This is a genomic window from Vibrio sp. ED002 (assembly GCF_023277445.1).
Lineage (GTDB): Bacteria > Pseudomonadota > Gammaproteobacteria > Enterobacterales > Vibrionaceae > Vibrio > Vibrio jasicida.
In genome coordinates this window covers 3,181,700-3,201,096 of record NZ_CP080238.1, presented here as the reverse complement: position 1 = coordinate 3,201,096, position 19,397 = coordinate 3,181,700, and the positions used below count along the sequence as shown (strand labels likewise).

The 19,397-nt window shown below is 47.0% G+C and carries 14 protein-coding genes and 1 riboswitch; of the genes, 5 read left to right on the top strand and 9 right to left on the bottom strand.

Annotated features, from left to right (window positions below; all coding sequences use genetic code 11):
* Positions 1–24: 24 nt before the first annotated feature.
* From recD to ITG12_RS14835, 6 genes are all read right to left on the bottom strand, one after another.
* Positions 25–2,184, bottom strand: coding sequence for an exodeoxyribonuclease V subunit alpha (recD, locus tag ITG12_RS14860; protein ID WP_039978117.1), 2,160 nt, complete (start codon positions 2,182–2,184; stop codon positions 25–27).
* Complete coding sequence (gene recB, locus ITG12_RS14855) at positions 2,184–5,822, bottom strand: exodeoxyribonuclease V subunit beta (RefSeq protein WP_248873174.1); 3,639 nt, start codon at positions 5,820–5,822, stop codon at positions 2,184–2,186. Before recB ends, recD begins: the two co-directional genes overlap by 1 nt.
* A gap of 290 nt (positions 5,823–6,112) precedes the next feature.
* A complete protein-coding gene (gene recC, locus ITG12_RS14850; protein ID WP_038879242.1) occupies positions 6,113–9,586 on the bottom strand; it encodes an exodeoxyribonuclease V subunit gamma in 3,474 nt (1,157 codons plus the stop codon).
* Positions 9,587–9,818: 232 nt separating this feature from the next.
* Positions 9,819–10,097 (bottom strand): hypothetical protein, encoded by a 279-nt coding sequence (locus ITG12_RS14845; RefSeq protein ID WP_146075866.1) that lies wholly within the window; start codon positions 10,095–10,097, stop codon positions 9,819–9,821.
* A 22-nt stretch (positions 10,098–10,119) separates the two neighbouring features.
* Positions 10,120–10,368 carry a GlsB/YeaQ/YmgE family stress response membrane protein gene (locus ITG12_RS14840; protein ID WP_005436595.1) on the bottom strand — a complete coding sequence of 83 codons (249 nt, stop codon included), beginning with the start codon at positions 10,366–10,368 and terminating at the stop codon, positions 10,120–10,122.
* A gap of 348 nt (positions 10,369–10,716) precedes the next feature.
* Positions 10,717–11,691 carry a TDT family transporter gene (locus ITG12_RS14835; RefSeq protein ID WP_038879083.1) on the bottom strand — a complete coding sequence of 325 codons (975 nt, stop codon included), beginning with the start codon at positions 11,689–11,691 and terminating at the stop codon, positions 10,717–10,719.
* A 112-nt stretch (positions 11,692–11,803) separates the two neighbouring features.
* Here ITG12_RS14835 and ITG12_RS14830 point away from each other — a divergent pair, with 112 nt between their 5' ends.
* The 5 genes from ITG12_RS14830 to dapD all read left to right on the top strand — a co-directional run bounded on the left by ITG12_RS14830 (position 11,804) and on the right by dapD (position 16,698).
* On the top strand, positions 11,804–12,721 hold the full coding sequence (locus ITG12_RS14830; protein WP_005427361.1) for a LysR family transcriptional regulator: 918 nt from the start codon (positions 11,804–11,806) through the stop codon (positions 12,719–12,721).
* 165 nt (positions 12,722–12,886) lie between these two features.
* Positions 12,887–13,186, top strand: coding sequence for a YebG family protein (locus tag ITG12_RS14825; RefSeq protein WP_038879081.1), 300 nt, complete (start codon positions 12,887–12,889; stop codon positions 13,184–13,186).
* A gap of 156 nt (positions 13,187–13,342) precedes the next feature.
* A riboswitch (Fluoride riboswitch) is annotated at positions 13,343–13,417 on the top strand.
* 260 nt (positions 13,418–13,677) lie between these two features.
* Positions 13,678–14,370, top strand: a complete 693-nt coding sequence (locus ITG12_RS14820) for an iron-sulfur cluster assembly scaffold protein (RefSeq protein WP_005386501.1) — start codon at positions 13,678–13,680, stop codon at positions 14,368–14,370.
* Positions 14,371–14,393: 23 nt separating this feature from the next.
* Entirely contained in the window at positions 14,394–15,377 is a 984-nt protein-coding gene (locus ITG12_RS14815) for a GGGtGRT protein (RefSeq protein ID WP_038879079.1), read from the top strand.
* 289 nt (positions 15,378–15,666) lie between these two features.
* Entirely contained in the window at positions 15,667–16,698 is a 1,032-nt protein-coding gene (gene dapD, locus ITG12_RS14810) for a 2,3,4,5-tetrahydropyridine-2,6-dicarboxylate N-succinyltransferase (RefSeq protein WP_005391708.1), read from the top strand.
* 238 nt (positions 16,699–16,936) lie between these two features.
* Here the strand turns inward: dapD and ITG12_RS14805 are convergent, their stop codons facing one another.
* From ITG12_RS14805 to glpQ, 3 genes are all read right to left on the bottom strand, one after another.
* The gene (locus ITG12_RS14805; protein ID WP_248873173.1) at positions 16,937–17,584 is read right to left on the bottom strand and encodes a hypothetical protein; all 648 of its coding nucleotides are present in this window, start codon (positions 17,582–17,584) and stop codon (positions 16,937–16,939) included.
* Positions 17,585–17,851: a YqaE/Pmp3 family membrane protein gene (locus tag ITG12_RS14800; protein WP_038879070.1), complete on the bottom strand. Its 267-nt coding sequence runs from the start codon at positions 17,849–17,851 to the stop codon at positions 17,585–17,587.
* A 484-nt stretch (positions 17,852–18,335) separates the two neighbouring features.
* Positions 18,336–19,391, bottom strand: coding sequence for a glycerophosphodiester phosphodiesterase (gene glpQ / locus ITG12_RS14795; RefSeq protein ID WP_248873172.1), 1,056 nt, complete (start codon positions 19,389–19,391; stop codon positions 18,336–18,338).
* Positions 19,392–19,397: the final 6 nt, after the last annotated feature.

Here is a 19,397-nt window from a genome sequence, read left to right as displayed (position 1 = left end):
CTTCTCGTTTTTGAATGAATAAACTCAGTTCCTAAGTCGCTCAACCAACCCACTTGCTCGAGTGGTTTTCACCTTAATACCGCGCTTGAGAACATTCATCTCGGCGTACATCGCAAGGCGTTTCTTTGCACGAGTAATACCTGTGTAGATCAGCTCGCGAGTGAGGATTGGACTGAAATCTGGCGGCAAAATCATTAGCGTGTATTCAAACTCACTGCCCTGTGATTTATGAATGGTCATCGCATATGCGGTTTCATGCTCAGGGACTCGGCTTGGCAGTACCGACTTCACGCTGCCATCTGGCAGTTCGAAGAACACTTTAAGGCGCGGCTCACCTTCGCTGTCGTCTCGCATACAAATGCCAATATCGCCGTTATACAACCCCAAGCCATGATCGTTACGCGTGACCATCACTGGCCTGCCGTGATACCAAAGCTCGTCTTGGGTTTGAATCAACTTACGTGCAGCTAGTGCTTTTTCAATGCGTTGGTTTAAACCGCTCACACCAAAATCACCTTCACGAATGGCACACAACAAGCGGCATTGGTTAAAGGTATCCAGCACTGTTTTGGCTTTGTGGGTCAGTGTTTCTGGTTCCCCAGTCTTCTGGTCAATCTCTTGCTGTCCGATGCGTTTTAGATAACGACCATATTCAGCAACCAAAGTCTGCATCATCTGATTGTAGTTTTGGCTACTCAATGCGAAATGCTCGATATCAGCAAAATCACGATTCCAAACGTCATCTACTTTTGCGGCTGAGCCAGCATTAACCGCTTTTGCTAGCTGACCGATACCAGAACGGGCATCGAATCGGTAACTCTTTTGCAGCATACATAAGCTATCGGCAATCGAAGCATTACTGTTGGTGCTGTAAGCCAAGGTGTCAAAACCCGTTAACTTCGCGACCGCAGACGCCTGCTCTTTGCCAAAGCCAAATGCGTGGAACGAACAGATATCACCGAGCACCGCACCTGCTTCTACCGACGCCAATTGGTCTTTATCTCCCAGTAGAATCAAACGCGCATGCTTGGGCAGCGCATCGACGACTTTGTACATCATCGGCAGATCGACCATGGAGGCTTCATCCACCACTAAAATATCGAGGTGTAGCGGATTTTGTTTGTTGTGACGAAACTCTGCACTGTTTGGGATCGCGCCCAACAGGCGATGCAAAGTGCTCGACTCGGTTGGAATTTTCGCTTTAAGCTCAGGCTCAACTGGCAACTCTTGAATCGCTTTACCAATAGATTCCGTCAAACGTGCTGCGGCTTTACCTGTTGGCGCCACCAGCTTGATGGTGAGGTTTTTCTCTTGCCCTGCTTGCTCAATCAGCGCGGCTAGCAGTTTGGTTACCGTGGTGGTTTTACCCGTCCCCGGACCACCGGAAATCACCGCAAAACGACGCGTCAGTGCTACCGCTGCCGCGACCTTCTGCCAGTTGACACAAGCTGACAACGGTACCAGCTTGTCCAGCACTTGCAGATCGTGAACTTGTTTCGCTTGGCATACTGCCGCATCAATGGCTGACCAATCGAGACTGTCTACAGTGACCACATCCAAATGGTCACAGACTAGTTGCTGGCGTAGCACTTGGTTGCTAGTTCCTGCCTCTGTCGCTTTGGCTAATGCATTGAACAAAAAGTGATACTGACGAGCAAATAAATGATGCAGCAACTCAGACAACCGTGTGAACTCTTGAGGCTGAAGGTTTACAGCCGCACTGAGTTGATTGAGTTTGTCCGCCAACGTCACTTCATAGTGCCAGTAACGATGCAAGTAGAGACGCTCGCCATCAAACATCATTGGCAAAGCTTCACCTTGAGTACCAACCAAGGCTGACGCTTGCAGAAGCTCAACCCAATTAACGCCTTGCAGCTGAGTATTAAGCGTCAGCGCAGACTCCCCAAACAGACCGAGCTTACTGGCAAGGTCTGTTGGCTGCCCTTGGCTGTCAAACAGAGGCAAGCAGATGTGTCCTTTCCCTAACTCACTACTGACCACGCCAGCAATTAATGCCAGTTCTTGGCTGTTCGCTTGTTGCTCAACTTGCGAATAGATAAAGCGCGCGAACTGGAAATCCAATTGGCGAATCGCACCTTTGTTTGCTAACGATTCTAAAGTTGCCAATAGATTTCGTGTTGCTACAGGGCTGCTTTGCTCAGAAAGAAGATCATTGGTTTTCATCAAATTAACTCCATCTGACCCGATTCACTGGATCGCGTGTCAGGTGCTTGACCATCAATCAAATGATCCATCTCTTGTAAAAATTCAAAGGTTGGCTTGGCAGAAAAAACACCATGATCACTTTGCCCATCCATACCACGCAAGAACAGGTAATAAACGCCGCCAAAGTGCTGTTCATAATCATAATTTGGCAATCTGCTACGCAAGAAACGATGCAGCGCCAAAGCGTAGATTTGGTATTGCAGATCGTAGCGATGATCCGCCATCGCCGACTTCAACGCATCGCCATGGTAATGGAATACATCATCACCTAAGTGGTTCGATTTCCAGTCGAGGACGTAGTATTTGCCTTGGTGCTCAAACACCAAGTCAATAAAGCCTTTCAACATGCCTTGCACGGTTTGGAAACCCAAATCGCCCGCTTTGGCAGACAGCGGATCATGACGTTGAATCACGCGGTTCAATGCAGGTGCAGACAACACTTCAATCGGCAATAAGAATTCCATCTCAACCAAACGTTGCGCCGGACCTTTTTGATTGAGCAGCAGGGCTTTGCTATCCAACGGCGTTGCCAGCACGGTATCAATCAACTGTTGCAGGATTGGCAGCCACTCTTCATCAAGCTGTTCACTTTCCATCAAGCCGAGGATGATTTGGGTGTTCTCTTCCGTTGTCGCGGGCTGAGTAAACTCAACTTCCTCAAATAAGCTGTGCAGAAAAGTACCCGGACGTGCGCCACGCGGGAAGTTGAAGATAGAGCGTTCTGGCTCAACCAATTCCGCCTCATCTTGCTCTTCTGAAGAATCGATATCAAAGCCGGTAATTTCAATCGTCGCGTCATGCTCAGCATGATGAGAACCTTGTTTAACCAAGCCCGAGTAACTGGTGATTCGCCAGTTTCTATCAATTGGGTTTTGCAGCTCTTTAGCTGTCAACGCTTCCAACTCGGTTTGCTCCGCAACATACATCTCGTCGTGTTGCTTTGGAGGATCACAAATCACCACGTTATCGAGATTCTCTTGCTGCTTTTTCAGCCCAACAAACAGGTCGTTGATGCCACCCTCTTGACCATTTTGCACCAAGTAACCAATCGCACTGTGATGCACACCGGTTGGCTCTTTGGTTGAGCGACCATTACGCAGTGGTGAAGCACCAATAAAGCAGGCATACACGGCACGCGTTAGCGCTACGTAGATAAGGCGCAAGTCTTCAGCGAGGCGTTCTTTATCTGCCTGTTTTAACGACGCATCGTTACCCGTGATATCAAGAACGGTGCGATCGTTCTCAGCATCGTAGTATTTGGCTTCACTTGCTTCTCGGTAACCAAACACAAATGGCAGAAAGACCAAGTCATATTCCAGACCTTTGGATTTGTGAATGGTGACGATTTGCACCAAGTTACGCTCTGATTCCAAACGCTGAATTTGGTCATCGCTGCCACCTAGCCCATGTTCTGCATCGCTGATGGATTGCGCTAACCAACGCAGCAAACCGTGGTCGCTGTCTAATTCGTTACTCGCTTGCTGCAATAGTTCACCAATGTGCATCAGATCGGTAAGTACTCGCTCACCGTTTTCGCTTTGTGAGCTCGCCTCTTCTTCTAGCAGACGCTCAGCAATATGGCGTTTACTGATCACTGCTCGCAGCATAGGTAGCACACCACGTTGCACCCAAAGCTTACGGTATTCTTTGAACTCGTTAACCACATTTTCCCACACGGTTTCGTCGTTATTGAGGGCGTCTAAACTGGCTGCATCCAGAGCGAATAATTCTGATGCTAGGCTGGCGCGCAATGCTCTGTCGTTTTCTGGTGTTAATACCGCTTGCAGCAAACGCTGTAAGTCTTGCGCCACAGAGCTAGTAAACACGCTATCGCGGTTAGAAAGGTACACACTGGCAATGCCTTGGTCTGCTAACGCCTGTTTGACCATGCGACCTTCGCTACCCGTTCGCACCAATACTGCAATGTCGCCCGCTTTCACTGGCTTCTGTTTTTCGCCATTAACCAAGCACGCTTGGCCTTGTTGCGCTGCGGTCAAAATGGTTTGAATTTGGCTCGCTGTCGCCTCTGCCATGGCGGTGAGGTATTCACCTTTTGGCAATGGTTTATCTTCCGCTTCTTGCAGCCAATAAGTCAGTGCAGGTTGCTTTTGACCACCCATGGTCCAAACGCGTTTGTCAGCGCTTGGGCTGTAATCCACAGGGTGGAATGGAATGTCGGAGTCATAAATAAACGGGCTATCTGGCAGAGCAAAAATCTGGTTCACTGCCAATACCATATCGGCACTTGAGCGCCAGTTGGTGCCAAGCGTGTAGTGAGCACTAACTTGGTTACGCGCCTTGATGTAGGTAAAGATGTCCGCACCACGGAAACCGTAAATCGCCTGTTTCGGGTCACCGATCATAAACAAACCGCACTCAGGATTATTCAAATAAATGCGACTGAAAATACTGTATTGCAGTGGGTCGGTATCTTGGAATTCGTCGATCATCGCAACCGGATAAAGCGTGCGAATACGCTCTGTCAGTAGTGCGGTTTCATCGGTATCAATCGAGGCAGAAAGCTGAGTCAACAAGTCATCAAATGACAACCATTGCTTCTGATTTTTTGCTTTTGCCAGCATCACACGACAATGCTCAATCGCATGCGCTAATAATGGCGCTTTTAAGCTGATTGGGTTGGCAAGGAAGGCTTCTATCGCCTCAAACACAGGATGCTGTGGTGCAGTGCCTTTCGGGGTTTTCTCAAGCAACACATTCTGGGCGAACTTCTCCAGCTTATCTGGATAGTCATAACCCGTGGTTTCTGTCGAAGCCCATATGTTGACCGCTTCTAACCAAGTCGGTAGAGACTTTTTGGTGTAGCTGCGTTTGTTGACGTCGGAATCAGAAATCAGCGCGAGGAAGTCCTCTTGGCTATCACGCCATTGGGCTTTCAAAGCATCAATTTGCTTTAAGTTTTGCTCATGCAAATCGGCAAGACTACCCTGCATTGCAGGAACAGAGAGACTTAGCGGCGCGCCTGTGAGGTAGTTGCTGATGTCATACAACAGATCCGATGGCGAGCCCCAGAGTTGGTGTACTTCTCCAGCCAAAGCGAATGGCAGAGGGTAGAAATTACGACGCCAGTAATCGGCAACCACTTGCGCTTTGAGATGGCTTTCGTCCGTTACAAACTCATTGTTGAAGCGACTACCGGATTCGAATGCGTTTTGCGTCAGCATGCGTTGGCAGAAACCGTGAATGGTGTACACCGCGGCTTCATCCATTTGGCGTTCCGCTTGCAAGAGGATCTCAGCGGCTTGTTTATGATCCTCAATTTCTTCCAATAAAGGTTGAATCACAGGATCTGAGCTTTTCCCACGAGCGAATGCGATCCTCGCGTCGTGAATACGCGCACGAATACGATCACGCAGCTCCGCCGTTGCGGCTTCGGTAAAGGTCACCACCAGAATTTGATCCACGGTCAACGGCACGCGGTGCTTCGTATCAGCAGTACCATGCCCTAGTAGGAGTCGCAGATATAAACCTGCGATGGTAAAGGTTTTACCCGTACCTGCAGAAGCTTCAATTAACCTTGCACCATGCAGTGGAAAAGTCATGGTTTGCAGTGGAGTTGGAACTGACATTTGCGCCATAACGCTGAATCTCTCCGGATTATCGACTGACCGAACTGTGATCTGTCGTTAAAAATTCTATTTATATGTCTAACAAGTTGGAATATTTAGAGGTTAGTGGGATCTCACTCACGGTTATCCTGATCTTCAACCGCTAGTATGCGCCTCACGAGATAAGCCAAGCCTTTCAGGCAGCTACACTCAAACGAATCATGGTCCCTCTGACCTTGTGGCCGTACAGCGAACGCCCTACAAAAAATAATGATTTTCTGGCGGCCACCCTACTCTTTTTCATCCTTAATCATCCCAACTTACTTTTCATCATCGGCATCCATCGCCGTCAATCTTGCGCCTTGAAGAACCAATGCGGTCAGCGTGCGGACTTCTGCTGCAAGCTCATCATTCCAAGCCGACCAAATACGCGAAATATACGCATTATTTCCTTCGCCTGGGCTCATGTAACCATCATTAAATGCGTCCGCCATTTTCTTCAGCGATTTCTCTTCGTCATCAGCCCAGTGGCCACGACTAAAGCCCGCCTCGACACACGCCAGTGCTGTTTTCGGGAAATATGGTAATGGCTTGGTCATGCCTTCAAAAAACAGACGTACTAATTCAGCAAGTAGTTGTTTCGCTTGCGCAGCGTCTGCCATTGCTGGGTAAACTAAATGCACCGCACCTTCCTTGCGGTCATAACCGATAACGTGGGTCTTTCTAGCGTGACCAGAGGCAGACATAGCAAGATGATCGATCCATGCAGCAAGGTAATCCTGCGCACGAATTTTACCACTGCGGTAGCGAATCAACCCAGATTGATAGCATTGAGTTAGCCAACCGGTTAGACGGATATTCTTTCCTTCACCAAGTACATCGAAGGTCAGGTCGATTTCTAAATCGTCTTGCGGCGCACCGGATAAAAACGCCAACTTATCCACCAGCTCTTCCGCTTGCACGCGATTGGTTTCAAACTCGATATCACCAAATGCGCCAACCGGTAATTTGCCCTGTGCGCGTTGCTCACTCATAAAGTGCTTGAGTACGTCTGCTTTTGCGGACGGTTGATTAATGGCGGTTTCGAGCAAGGTTTCTAGTAACTCATCGCGCATTTGATAGCTTTCTAAGCCGCCTAATATAAAGGGCTCATCGTCTTCCATCACAGGCAATGGCGGCTCGAACATCACTTTCAAACGGCGGTTAAAGAAATACTGAACTGGTAAACGCCAGAAGCGTTGTAATTCCACCAAGTCCAACTCGATTGGGAAGGTTGCGCCAAGCAAGTAATCATCCAATGCGCGGTTAAACTCGCCACGCGCATGACCTTGCGATTGATTGCTTTGGGTCAACGCGGCCGGAATCCACTCTTTGGCATAGCTTGAATGAGAACCTTGAAATGCACTTGGGCTAAATGGCACCATGGCATGCACGTTCACTAACTCGTTGAGTAGTTTATCTCCGGAGTCATCGACAGACTGGTCTTGATCGCCATCTAGGCAGTAGTTCTGATGGCAATATTCCATCAACTCCGACACCAGCACAGACGGCACGCGCTCAGTGTTGTCTTGGATAGAACGTCCAACGTAACTGATGTACAAACTTTGCTGTGCAGACAGCACGGCTTCTAAGAATAGGTAACGGTCATCGTCTCGGCGTGAACGGTCACCCGGTTTAGTGCGCCCTGTCATTAAGTCAAAACCTTCTGGTGGCATTGATCGCGGGTAAACACCATCGTTCATACCAAGTAGACACACGGTTCTAAATGGGATCGAGCGCATCGGCATCAGAGTACAGAAGTTCACTTGTCCGGCAAGGAAGCGCTGGCTGACCCGCGTTCCTGACAGCTTGTTTTGTAGATACTGGCTAACAATAGAAGGCGACAAGGCATCATCAAATGCCGCATCGGTTAGCTGTTCTTTCAATTGACTTAAGGTATCTCGAATGGACTTGAGCGCCATTTCCCCTTCTAGCTCAACGGAGAAGAAGTCATCCAACATCGCCACCAAGGTTTCACGCCATGCATCAATCGACTGAACATGGGAAAGTTTGCGGCGATATTGGCTAATTTGTTGAATAAAATGGGCTAACTTACCAGCAAGCTCTGCGCCCATGCCTTGCACTTCATTGTAGGGCGAGAGGCTACCTTCTTGCGCTTCAAACAAACCGGCAGATTCTGGCATCGCGTAACCTAACAACATACGCTGGATACCAAATTGCCATGTATTTTGGCGCGTTTCTGGCAGTTCAAATTCGCTGCCGGTATGGCTATCTAGCCCCCAGCGAATGCCAGATTCTTCCACCCATTGTTTGGCTTGAAGGAAATCATCTTCGCTGAGATCGAATCGCTTCAAAATCGCCGGCGTTTCTAACAGCTCAAGTAATTCAGAAGCCAAGCAACGTGTATTCGGTAAATTAACAAGTTGCATGAAAGCCGCCAAAATTGGGCTTTCTTGATCGGCCGTTCGGTCTGAAATCGAGTAAGGAATAAATCGCTCACCCGGCGCATTGCCGAACACCGCCTGAATCGCAGGGCTGTAGGCATTGATGTCTGCCACCATGACAATAATATCGCGCGGTTTCAGTGTCGGATCGGCATCGAACATCGCCAGAAGCTGATCGTGTAGCACTTCCACTTCTCGCATTGGGCTGTGGCAAGAGTGCAAGCTCACGGATTTATCACCCAAACTCACCACTTGTTTGTGCTGGCTGCTGTCGATTTGCTCGTCGTCTTGGTGTTCTTCTAAATTAAGAATGTCGGCTTGAAGTTGATGGAGCAGACTGTCTCGCTCGACATCAACAAAAGCTTCTATCTCATGGGATTCAAGCTGCGACAACAGATACATGTTATCGCGTCCAAGTTTGCCCATCGAAGCCAACAAACTGTTACCCACCACATCGGTATGCAGCTCATCCACCACGTTTTCTTCTAGTGAACCTTTTAACTGCTCAGTCTCACCTTGCACTTCAGAATGGTCTTCTTGCCACACCACGTGCTGACGATGTTTTGCTGCTAAGCGAGCTAGGAATTTACGGTCGCGTACTTCACCCCAATAATAACGGCAGGGGTTAGTAAACATTAGATGGACATCAATGTGTTCACCAATGGCTTTTAGCGCATCCATGTAACGTGGTGGCAGTGAAGAGATACCAAACACAAACAAACGCTTCGGCAGATGATCAAAATTGCCGTTGAAGTTTTCTAGCGTATCAATGAAGTGTTCGTACAAATTGGCACGATGATAAGGCGATTGTCCAAGAGTAACCGTGTGATCGTACAATGCCTGCCACAAAACCGGCTGCCATGGGTGTTCGTCTTCAAGCTCAGGCACCGTTTGTCCGGCTTCCCAGCTTGCAATCCATTCTGGGCGGTACACCAAATAGCCATCAAAGATATCGGCAATTTTCTCTGCCAATTGATACAACTTGGAGTTGTCACTGTCGTCTTGAAGATAACGTGCCAAAGGTTCGAATGACGCTTCGTTCAACAAACCCGGAAGCAAGTGCATCAGCTTCCACGTCATGGCTTCTTTGTTGAAGGCACTGCGTTTTGGCACATCAGCCAATACTTGGGTGAACATGTCCCAAATGAAAGTCGCTGGCAGCGGAAACTCTAGGTTTGCCGCAACACCAAACTCTTTCGCCAATTCCATTTTTAACCACTGAGACATACCTGGGCTCTGCACCAGAATTTGCTCTTTTTCGAATGGGTTTTCTAATGGGTTGATGCGAATCAATTCAACAAGAAGTGATTTGAGAACATCGACCTGATTGGAGTGATAGACAGTAAACAAAGTAAGTGCACCGAATGCCAATGGAAACTGCTAGCAAGCTTAGCACAGCCGCATTTATTCCTAGAGCGATCTCGATAGCTTAAATAACAAAAGGTTAGAGATTAGACAAAGTTTGAACAAGTAATCAACTGGCTGTAGACAATGACTTCCCTTCCTCACTGAGTACTCAAGGTAGATATATAAAATACAGCGGAGTTGGAAGGAAGGGATAGCTCACACCAGTGTATCCCCCCTAGCGAGCATATTGATGAAGTAAATGTTGCCTTAACACAGACACACTCGACAATATCACCCTCCTTTGGAACAAATGAGGGTGATAGTTCTTTGAACTGTAGCCGACAGGAAGCCCAGTTTTGTCATCAACTAACCAAGAGCCTGCTGGGTGACACTTATCCAATTTATAGATAAGTGACCAAACGCTGACACCTAGGATTTCAGCGACCGCTTTATTACTGGCTCTAAAATGGTTGTCGTTTAAGTAGTGTAAGATTTCTTCGAGAGAATACTGCATGCTGATACCGTGTCTGAGCATGTTATTTGCGCAGCAATCGGAACACAAAAAGCAAAATGACAGCGCCGATGGTCGCAGTAATAATCCCCTCAACGCTCAACACACCTACAGCACCAAAACCAAACATTGAACCTACGTAGCCACCGACAAATGCACCGAGCACACCAAGAATGATGGTTGCTAGCCAACTATTTGAAGTTCTCGTCGGCAATATCCATTGAGCCAATACACCAGCAACTAACCCTAAAACCGCCCAAGCAATGATAGCCATGTAAAAATCCTTCCTATTGAGAAAGTTAACATTCTAGAAAGTTATATTTTTTATACATTAGCACTCGGTAATTTATACATTTGCGAGTGCCTAAGTCAGCCAAAGGTTATGACTTTGAGTAGGCATAGTGAAGAGAGGTAAATTTCGAATTGCCATTTTCTGCATGAGAACTCTCGCTACAATGGCTGCGGTTACTAAAGTTTGATGTATTAAAATTGTATCTAATTTTCCGCCACCCTTTTGGGGTGGCATTTTTTTATCTGCAGATTGGCTTTAGATCCCACCCTACCGATACAAAAAAAGCCTCTTGGCGAGAGAGACCAAGAGACTTTGCTTTACGAGTAAGACTTATGCGTGATGTGTCGTCATCAAGCGTGGTTGGATTAGTAAGTTATTGATGTATTGCAAACCTACGTAAATCACCACAATCGTTGCCACAATCAATTCGATACCTGCTAGACCGCGAACTTGTTGTACATAGTGCGCTGCTAGACCATTTGCTTCCATCCAATTTGCTGTTTTGAATAGAGCCGTTGCACCAATCACCATTGGGAAAGTAAACGCTGCATAACCTGGGCTAAATGGCAGTCTTAGTAATTTAAAGAAGGCTAAGTAGATGATGGCAGTCATCAATACTGCGATACCAAACAACAGAGCAATAATCACTGGTGAAGGTGTTGTCGTTACGGTTAAGTAACCCGCTAACGATAGGCTTGCTGGTGCCGCCATGATTGCCATGGTTGGTTTTGCTGCATCTGGAATTTCATGAGTGAACATGAAACGGTAGATCATCATTGGCAACATCACCGCGTAAGCCACCATACCGAAGATCAACGCACCGTGTGCAATAGGTGCAAGCACTGGGTTACCTGAGAAAGACACGTCTGCAACGATAATACCCACTGGTGGTACGAACCAGCTTGGCACCATGTGGTGTAGTTCGAAGTCTTTCGCGCGGTGGTACAAGAAGCTCACTAGGAACACAATATGTAGAGCTACCGCCACTAACCAAAGCACGTCACCTGCAACAGGGAAAAAGTGCCCTAGAGAATTTGAAGCCACCATGGTTCCCATCGCGAAAGTTGGAACGACACTACCCACCACAGGGTGCGCAAGATCTTGTCTCAACAAATGATTGTGAAAAAGAAATTTAGTCGCCAAGATTGCTAGCAGTACGCTTGCAATACCTGCGCTAATCCACTGTCCATAGCCATGTAATTCGGCGAAGTTTTCCCAACTCCAACCTAAGCTCGCAATACCAAGAGCCAGACCCGCCATTGGGGTTGGTGCTCCCATTACTTTTGCTTTTGTTCTTTGAATCATTACGACCTCAAAATCTAGGCTAACTTTCTATGGGGTGTATATTACTCTTGCACTTCGTTCCAATATATCTAATTATTTAAAACTAACGTTCAGATAAACTTAACGGAATATCATGCCTAGTCATATCTCTCTTAAACAACTGAAAGTTTTTACTACGATCACTCAACACAAAACGCTAACTGCGGCTTCTGAAAGCCTGTTTCTTTCTAAGGCGGCCGTGAGTATGGCGCTGTCTGAGTTAGAGAAACAAATTGGTCATCACCTATTTGATCGGGTGAACAACCGCTTAATTCTCAACCAAGAAGGACAAAAACTTTTGCCCCTCGCGGATGAACTCCTCAACCGAGCTCGGGATATTGAGAGTGTGTTCGATGGCGACCAAACCTTATCAGGGCTGCTTCGCATCGGTGCCAGTGACACCATCGGCAACCAAGTTGCACCTTACCTGTTAAGTGATTTTCGTGATGAAACGAATCACCAGTCGCAGAGTTTATTCATCTCTAACTCTGCCCAGATTTGTGACATGTTGATCGCGTACGAACTCGACATCGCGCTCATCGAGGGCAAGACCATACACCCAGAGTTGGAATCAACGCAATTCAGTGAAGACGAAATGTGTGTGATTTGTCCGCCGGACTACCCTAACTTCGATGAAGGACCTATCAGCCTAAACGAGCTCGAAGACACGGAATGGATTCTGCGTGAGGCGGGTTCTGGCTCTCGAGAGTTCTTTATGCGCGCCATCGCTCCGCGTCTAGAACACTGGCATGAGGCTTTTCAGCTAAACACCACCGAAGCGCTGATCAATTCGGTATCTGCCGGACTTGGCCTAGGTTGTTTATCACGCCTATCTGCTGAACCTGCAATTCGCGATGGTCGTGTGAAAATGCTCAACATGCCACTGGACATGAAGCGTCGCTTCTGGCTTTTGATCCACAAAGAGAAGTATCAAAACCCGCTCCTGCGTACATTCATTGAATTCTGCCAAGATTGGGAGCGACCAGAGAACCCACATCTTAAAGATGGCTAGTTCGAGATGGGTCGTTCACGGGAGATAGTTCAATGCAGATAGTTCAAATGCTGGTCACTTAGTTGTACACGGCTCTCATTCTGAGGCTTGTCGCTAGACTTAACTGGTCAAAAACTGTATAAAAAGCCAGTATAAAATTTAACAAATTAACTTAGAGGACCAACCATGGCTGTAATCGTCAAGTACGTGGTAGAACGCAATGGAGAAGAGAAAATGACTTTTACCTCTAAAGCGGAAGCTGACGCATACGACAAAATGCTGGATATGGCGGACGAGTTATTCTCACTGCTAAGTAAGAGTGAACTTCTAGAAGACGAAGGTAAGCAAGAAGATCTTGCAATGTACCTTGCGCAAAACAAAGAAGAAGTGCTTTACGCTCTAGGTGCAAAACGTAAACCTGCACCAAAAAAAGCAAAGAAGCTTGAAGCTGTTGAAGAAGATAGCGAGCAAGAAGACGCTGCATAAGCCTCTCACTTGTTTAGAAAAAACGTCACATAATGCGGCGTTTTTTTATGCGTTGCATTTATCGCTATATATCTCTGAGAATATAAAGAACCGATTTAATATCCCAAATTGCTCTAAATTTCATGTTGCAGATTAGTGTGACTTAGATCTAATCTAAATGGGCACGGTGATGGGGTGCCACCGGAATCGAAAGATTCGAACCGCTTTAAAGCTAATGACTCCTACAGAAACGAAAACAGGTCAGCCCTGTTGGAAATGCTTTCACCTATATTGTGAAAGCAAGAGTTCTGTAGTGAGCAATTCAACTCTTCTCCAACCCCGCTCCTGTTTTCTCAAAAATTAAAAAGATATCCAAAATAGTTGTTAACTCAACAAGGCGACAAACGCGTGAGCCTCCTGAACATAGTTTTTCTATCTGATGGAGCGAATAAGAGCAGTCAACGCCGTTGAGTCTGACCAATATGCCGGATATCGTACACTGGGAAAACATTATGCAATACTCACACGAAATCCAATCAATGTGCCCGATTCAACGCGGCGATCTTCATGCATCTGCACCGATCCCTGTTGAAGGCGCAATGATCAATCCAAAAGACGTTATCGCGATTTCTGGTCTTAGCCACGGTGTTGGTGCTTGTGCTCCTCAACAAGGCGCAGCAAAACTGACCCTTAACGTCAAAAACGGCATCATCGAAGAAGCTTTGATCGAAACGATCGGCTGTTCAGGCATGACTCAATCAGCCGCGATGGCCGCAGAAATCCTAACTGGCAAAACCATTCTTGAAGCACTGAATACCGATTTGGTATGTGATGCTATCAACGTCGCGATGCGCGAAATCTTCCTTCAATTTGTCTACGGTCGTACTCAATCTGCTTTCTCTGAAGGCGGCTTGGAAATTGGTGCGGCACTGGAAGACCTTGGTCAAACTCAACGTAGCCAAGTGGGTACTAGTTACTCAACTAAAGCAAAAGGCGTGCGTTACATGGAGTTAGCTGAAGGCTACGTAACAAAACTCGCGCTAGACGAAAACAAAGAAGTGATTGGTTACCAATATCTCAACCTAGGCAAGATGATGAAAGCCATCAACGAAGGCGTATCTGCTGCAGAAGCCGCAGACAAAGCAACGGGGACTTACGGTCGTTTTGACGAAGCCGTAACTACTATTAACCCACGCCAACAATAATTGCCACCTAGAGGAAAGAGATTATGAACACTCCAATTACTGAATCTGTACGTCGCACATTAGACGAAATGCAACTTTCTTCTCTGGAAGAGGCTTATCAATACTGTATGGATCGTGATATCGACCCTAAAGCGCTGGTGATGGACACTCAACCTATCGCGTTTGAAAGCGCTGCAGATGCCTACACACTGGGCACTGCTTTGGCGATTTTCCGCGGTGCAAAAACAGCGGAAGAAGCTGCAAACATCATCGGTGAAGGCCTTCAAGCCTGCACAAAACCAGGCAGCGTGGCAGAGCAACGCCAAGTGGGTATCGGTCACGGTGAATTGGCGGCTCGTCTATTGAATGAAGAAAGTGGCTGTTTCGCTTTCCTTGCGGGCCATGAGTCATTCGCAGCGGCAGAGGGCGCAATCAAAATCGCACTGAACGTGAACAAATCACGCAAAAATCCGTTGAAAGTGATCCTAAATGGTTTGGGTAAAGACGCCGCTTACCTAATCTCACGCATCAATGGTTTCACTTACGTACGTACTCAATACAACTACCAAACTGGTGAGTTAGTGGAAATAGAACGTCGCCGTTTCTCCCAAGGTCCACGTGGTGAGATCCTTTGCTACGGTGCAGACGATGTACGTGAAGGCGTGGCTATCATGCATAAAGAACAAGTGGATGTGAGCATCACAGGTAACTCAACCAACCCGACTCGCTTCCAACACCCTGTAGCAGGTATCTACAAAGCGGAACGTAACCGTGAAGGCATGCCTTACTTCTCTGTGGCATCAGGTGGTGGTACTGGTCGTACTCTACACCCAGATAATGTGGCGGCAGGTCCTGCATCCTACGGTATGACCGATACCATGGGTCGCATGCACGCCGATGCGCAATTCGCGGGTAGCTCTTCAGTACCAGCACACGTAGCGATGATGGGCTTCATCGGTATGGGCAACAATCCAATGGTAGGTGCAACGGTTGCACTTGCAGTAGAGGTCGGTGAGCTAAGCCTCTAAGTCGATTTATCGCTTTACTATCCAAAGCCAGTAAATCCAACAAACCCAGTGTAGGGGGAGTGACTTCGGTCCTCCCCTTATTTTTGTTGCCTTGATAGTTAATCAATGATTTGCGACACATTTCTCATCAGACAAACATATCTCTAAAAAGACAAAAGGTATCCATCTACGGACTTTCTCCATTTCCCCTCTTTAAACTCCCGAACACTCTCTTTATGATGACTGACAACTTAATTATTTCTTGTCAGTGAACAGACGGGACACAAGACTCAACACATGGAGATCAACTATGGCTTTCTTCTCTCTAGCCTTTGGTACGGCAACTAAAAACCGCGACGGCAAAATCATCGAAGCGTTTTTCCCAAACCCAGTTCTTAACCCAAGCGAAGCGCTTGTTAACGCACTAGCAGCAGTAGCAGGTTACGAGCAAGGCAACCAAGCTATCGAGATCTCTGCAGCACAAAGCGCAGAACTGGCAGCAGCATTTGAAGCAAACGGCGATGCTGCAAACGCATCATTCGCAGCAAAAGCAGCAGAATCAGCACAACCACTTGTACTGGTTATTCTTGCCACTGACGAGCAGCCACAAAGCGTTGCTGAAGGTTTCCTAAAACTTCAACTTATCTCTAACCGCCTAGTTCAACCACACGGCACGGTACTAGACGGCATCTTCGGTCTACTACACAACATCGCATGGACTAACGAAGGTCCAATCGACCTACCTGAACTAGCAGAGCGTCAAATCGAAGCTCGCCTAGCGGGTCGTGCACTAAGCGTAGATTGCGTAGACAAATTCCCTAAAATGGTGGACTACGTGGTACCAACTGGCGTTCGTATCGCTGACACTTCTCGCGTACGTCTTGGCGCACACGTTGGCGAAGGCACAACGGTAATGCACGAAGGCTTCATCAACTTCAACGCAGGTACAACTGGCGTGAGCATGGTTGAAGGTCGTATCTCTGCTGGCGTAGTGGTTGGTAACGGCTCTGACATCGGCGGCGGCGCATCTATCATGGGTACGCTTTCTGGCGGCGGCAAAGTGGTGGTTTCTATCGGTGAAAACTCTCTACTAGGCGCGAACGCAGGTCTTGGCTTCCCAATGGGTGACCGTTGTACTATCGAATCAGGTCTGTACGTAACTGCTGGTTCTAAAGTGCGCATGCTAGATTCTGCTGGTCAAGAAGTAGAAGTAGTGAAAGCACGCGATCTTGCTGGTGTGTCTGACCTACTGTTCCGTCGTAACTCTGTAACAGGTCAAATCGAGTGTCTTGCAAACAAGAGCGCGGTTGAACTGAACAGCGAACTGCATAAAAACAACTAATAAGAATACCCAAATAACCTCGAGATGCTTGATTCAGCGAGGCTGACTTGGCTTACAGACGCGGCAACGAGTTGAAGATCTAGTCAGTCTAAATCAAAGCTCGTTAACAAAGCATGAAAGCCAAGACAACTAGCCCTTTGGGAGCATCTTGAAGTCATTTGGGTATTGCAGTGAATTAGCCCTACGAAAAATCCCCCAGCAGGAAACTGTTGGGGGATTTTTTAATTATCAGTCTTAACTAGCGCTTTATCGGACGAATCCACATCGATAAATCAGGGCATTCGTACTTTAAGTGATCCATGAATTGCTTTGCTTCCGAGTATTTGAAATACACGTCACTAAACAAATAGTACGAGCCGTGAATATGGTGCTCATATAAAGGTGCAGTCGCACATTGTGCAAATACCTTGTTCGGAGGCTTAACGCCAGAGTAGAGCTGAACAACATAAGCCTTAGAGTTTGATGTCGATGGTCGAGATGGTTTTGGTGGTGGCGCTGGATTCGATTTCTTTTGACCAGTTTTTTTCTCTAATAATGAACAGCTGGCAGCGTTGATATCAAAAGACATCACTTTCGATTTATCCGCGGCATCCAGAATATTGACGCGCTGAGCCTTCGCATCACCAAAACACTCTTTTGCCAACGCATAAGTTGCCAGTTCGCTCAATACACAAGATGACGAGTCGTAATAGATTTGCTGCACACCGTTGTTCAACTGCGCTTGCGGAGAGCATTTCACCATCTGACGGAACTCTGCGCCATCCAAGATCCACAAATCGACCGCTTCTTGAATCGTGAGCTCTGCTTGTGCACTAGAAGCAAACCCAAAACAACTCAGAAGTAAGCACCAAGAGAAGTAAGGCTTACCTTTATTCGACGGAAACACCTACTCGTCTCCACCACCATCTTGATCCGAAGACGCTGGCGCTTTTCGTGCGTAATTTGAGAACGCCTCTGGACCATCTCTCTCTGCAGCTAGCTTCTCGATTTTTTTATCCGTTTCGTAATTAACTAATGCGTATACAGACCAAATGGCAGCGGGCAACCAACCAACCAAAGTAATCTGCAATAACAAACAGATTACTCCCGCCCAATAACGGCCAATAGTAAAAAATTGCAGCCAAGGAATTAGAATGGCAAGTACTAGTCTCATGTCATGTCCTATTAAGTCTTTTATTATTCATGATCGTATTGCGCACTAATGCTCGGCTTATCAGCGAATGAATTGCCGTCGGGATCGCTTTGTTCAAAAGAAAAGGCCGCCTAAGAATTTGGAGCTACGAACCGACATGTGAAGCAAGACTTAAGCGGCAAGCTGAAAGGGCAAACTAAGCCACTGGAACACAGTCTTCTCCACAATGGCATTAGCAAAGGGCACCAATTTACAATACCCCTGTATAGTAACCATATCGGTGGTGTGAATATTTAGCATCTGCAAATCAAGAACAATGGGAATGCATACACAGCGGGAGCAATGAAAGAGAAGTAAAAGGTGTTTCTCGCGTTCTATACATATAAAAAATCCCCCAACAGGAGAGTCACTGTTGAGGGATAATGATTGCTCAATGAGAGCCTATTGTTACGACATGGCGTGTGACGTAATACTGAGCGTTTCAAGCACTCAGTTTTTTAGAACTTTACTTGTTCAAAAAGTTCACCGCTTTATCAGGGAAATCAGTAAACAAACCATCCACTTTCACCTGATTGTAGAAGATGTCCATCATCCCATCGAAGCTGTCGGTGTAAGCAGGAATACGCCCAGGGTCCGCTCGGAAAGTATAAGGGTGTACTTGTAAGCCCGCGTCTTTTGCCGCTTTCATCAAAGGTTTGATGATGATGTTTTCCTTGGTTGATTTGTCATCCACCAACATTGGTTTCCAAGGACCGATCCCTTCTGCGTATTCCGCGACCTTCTTCATACCATTGGCTTCAAACATCCAGTCATAACTGTATGGTGTTGCCTTGTCGCCTTTGTACTCCATGGTCTCGTTCCAATCGGTGTAAGCCATGAGTTGAACGAGCTTTAAATCCATGTCCATTGCGGGCATGAGTTCACTGTTGATGCGCTGAAGTTCATTCGCATCAAAACACTGAAGGTACACTTTGTCATCTTGCGAATCGTAACCGTACTGTTTTAAAACGTTAAGCACCGCTTTTGAGATGTCTTTACCTTCATGGCGATGGAACCAAGGCGCTTTGATTTCTGGGTAGATGCCGATGTCATAACCCAGTGTTTTATTTAAACCTTGGATCAACTCAATCTCTTCCGCAAAAGTAGGAACGGTAAAATCTGACTTCCACATTGGGAATCGTGTCGGATAACCAGCAACCTTGTTACCTTTATCATCGATGTTAAAGCCTTCAGTGACTCGCAATGATTTGATTTCTGCCAACGTGAAATCAATCGCGTAGTAACGACCATCTTTACGAGCACGGTCCGGGAATCGCTCAGCTACATCGGTCACGCGATCGAGGTAATGATCATGCAATACGACGAGTTGATCATCTTTGGTCATCACCACATCTTGCTCGATGTAGTCCGGCTTCATTGCGTACGCAAGAGCTTTTGCTTCTAACGTATGTTCTGGCAGATAACCCGATGCTCCTCGGTGCGCGATAACAAGCGGTTGTGCTACCGCTCCAGCCGAAATACCTAGAGCGAGAATCGTCATGCAAATTGACGTTGTTTTCATTGTTCT

What these genes read in the sequence shown, in the direction of transcription:
- recD (WP_039978117.1), bottom strand. Translation starts at nt 2,184, where the DNA reads ATGAAAACCAATGATCTTCTTTCTGAGCAAAGCAGCCCTGTAGCAACA.
- recB (WP_248873174.1), bottom strand. Translation starts at nt 5,822, where the DNA reads ATGGCGCAAATGTCAGTTCCAACTCCACTGCAAACCATGACTTTTCCA.
- ITG12_RS14845 (WP_146075866.1), bottom strand. Translation starts at nt 10,097, where the DNA reads ATGCAGTATTCTCTCGAAGAAATCTTACACTACTTAAACGACAACCAT.
- ITG12_RS14840 (WP_005436595.1), bottom strand. Translation starts at nt 10,368, where the DNA reads ATGGCTATCATTGCTTGGGCGGTTTTAGGGTTAGTTGCTGGTGTATTG.
- ITG12_RS14835 (WP_038879083.1), bottom strand. Translation starts at nt 11,691, where the DNA reads ATGATTCAAAGAACAAAAGCAAAAGTAATGGGAGCACCAACCCCAATG.
- ITG12_RS14830 (WP_005427361.1), top strand. Translation starts at nt 11,804, where the DNA reads ATGCCTAGTCATATCTCTCTTAAACAACTGAAAGTTTTTACTACGATC.
- ITG12_RS14825 (WP_038879081.1), top strand. Translation starts at nt 12,887, where the DNA reads ATGGCTGTAATCGTCAAGTACGTGGTAGAACGCAATGGAGAAGAGAAA.
- ITG12_RS14820 (WP_005386501.1), top strand. Translation starts at nt 13,678, where the DNA reads ATGCAATACTCACACGAAATCCAATCAATGTGCCCGATTCAACGCGGC.
- ITG12_RS14815 (WP_038879079.1), top strand. Translation starts at nt 14,394, where the DNA reads ATGAACACTCCAATTACTGAATCTGTACGTCGCACATTAGACGAAATG.
- dapD (WP_005391708.1), top strand. Translation starts at nt 15,667, where the DNA reads ATGGCTTTCTTCTCTCTAGCCTTTGGTACGGCAACTAAAAACCGCGAC.
- ITG12_RS14800 (WP_038879070.1), bottom strand. Translation starts at nt 17,851, where the DNA reads ATGAGACTAGTACTTGCCATTCTAATTCCTTGGCTGCAATTTTTTACT.
- glpQ (WP_248873172.1), bottom strand. Translation starts at nt 19,391, where the DNA reads ATGAAAACAACGTCAATTTGCATGACGATTCTCGCTCTAGGTATTTCG.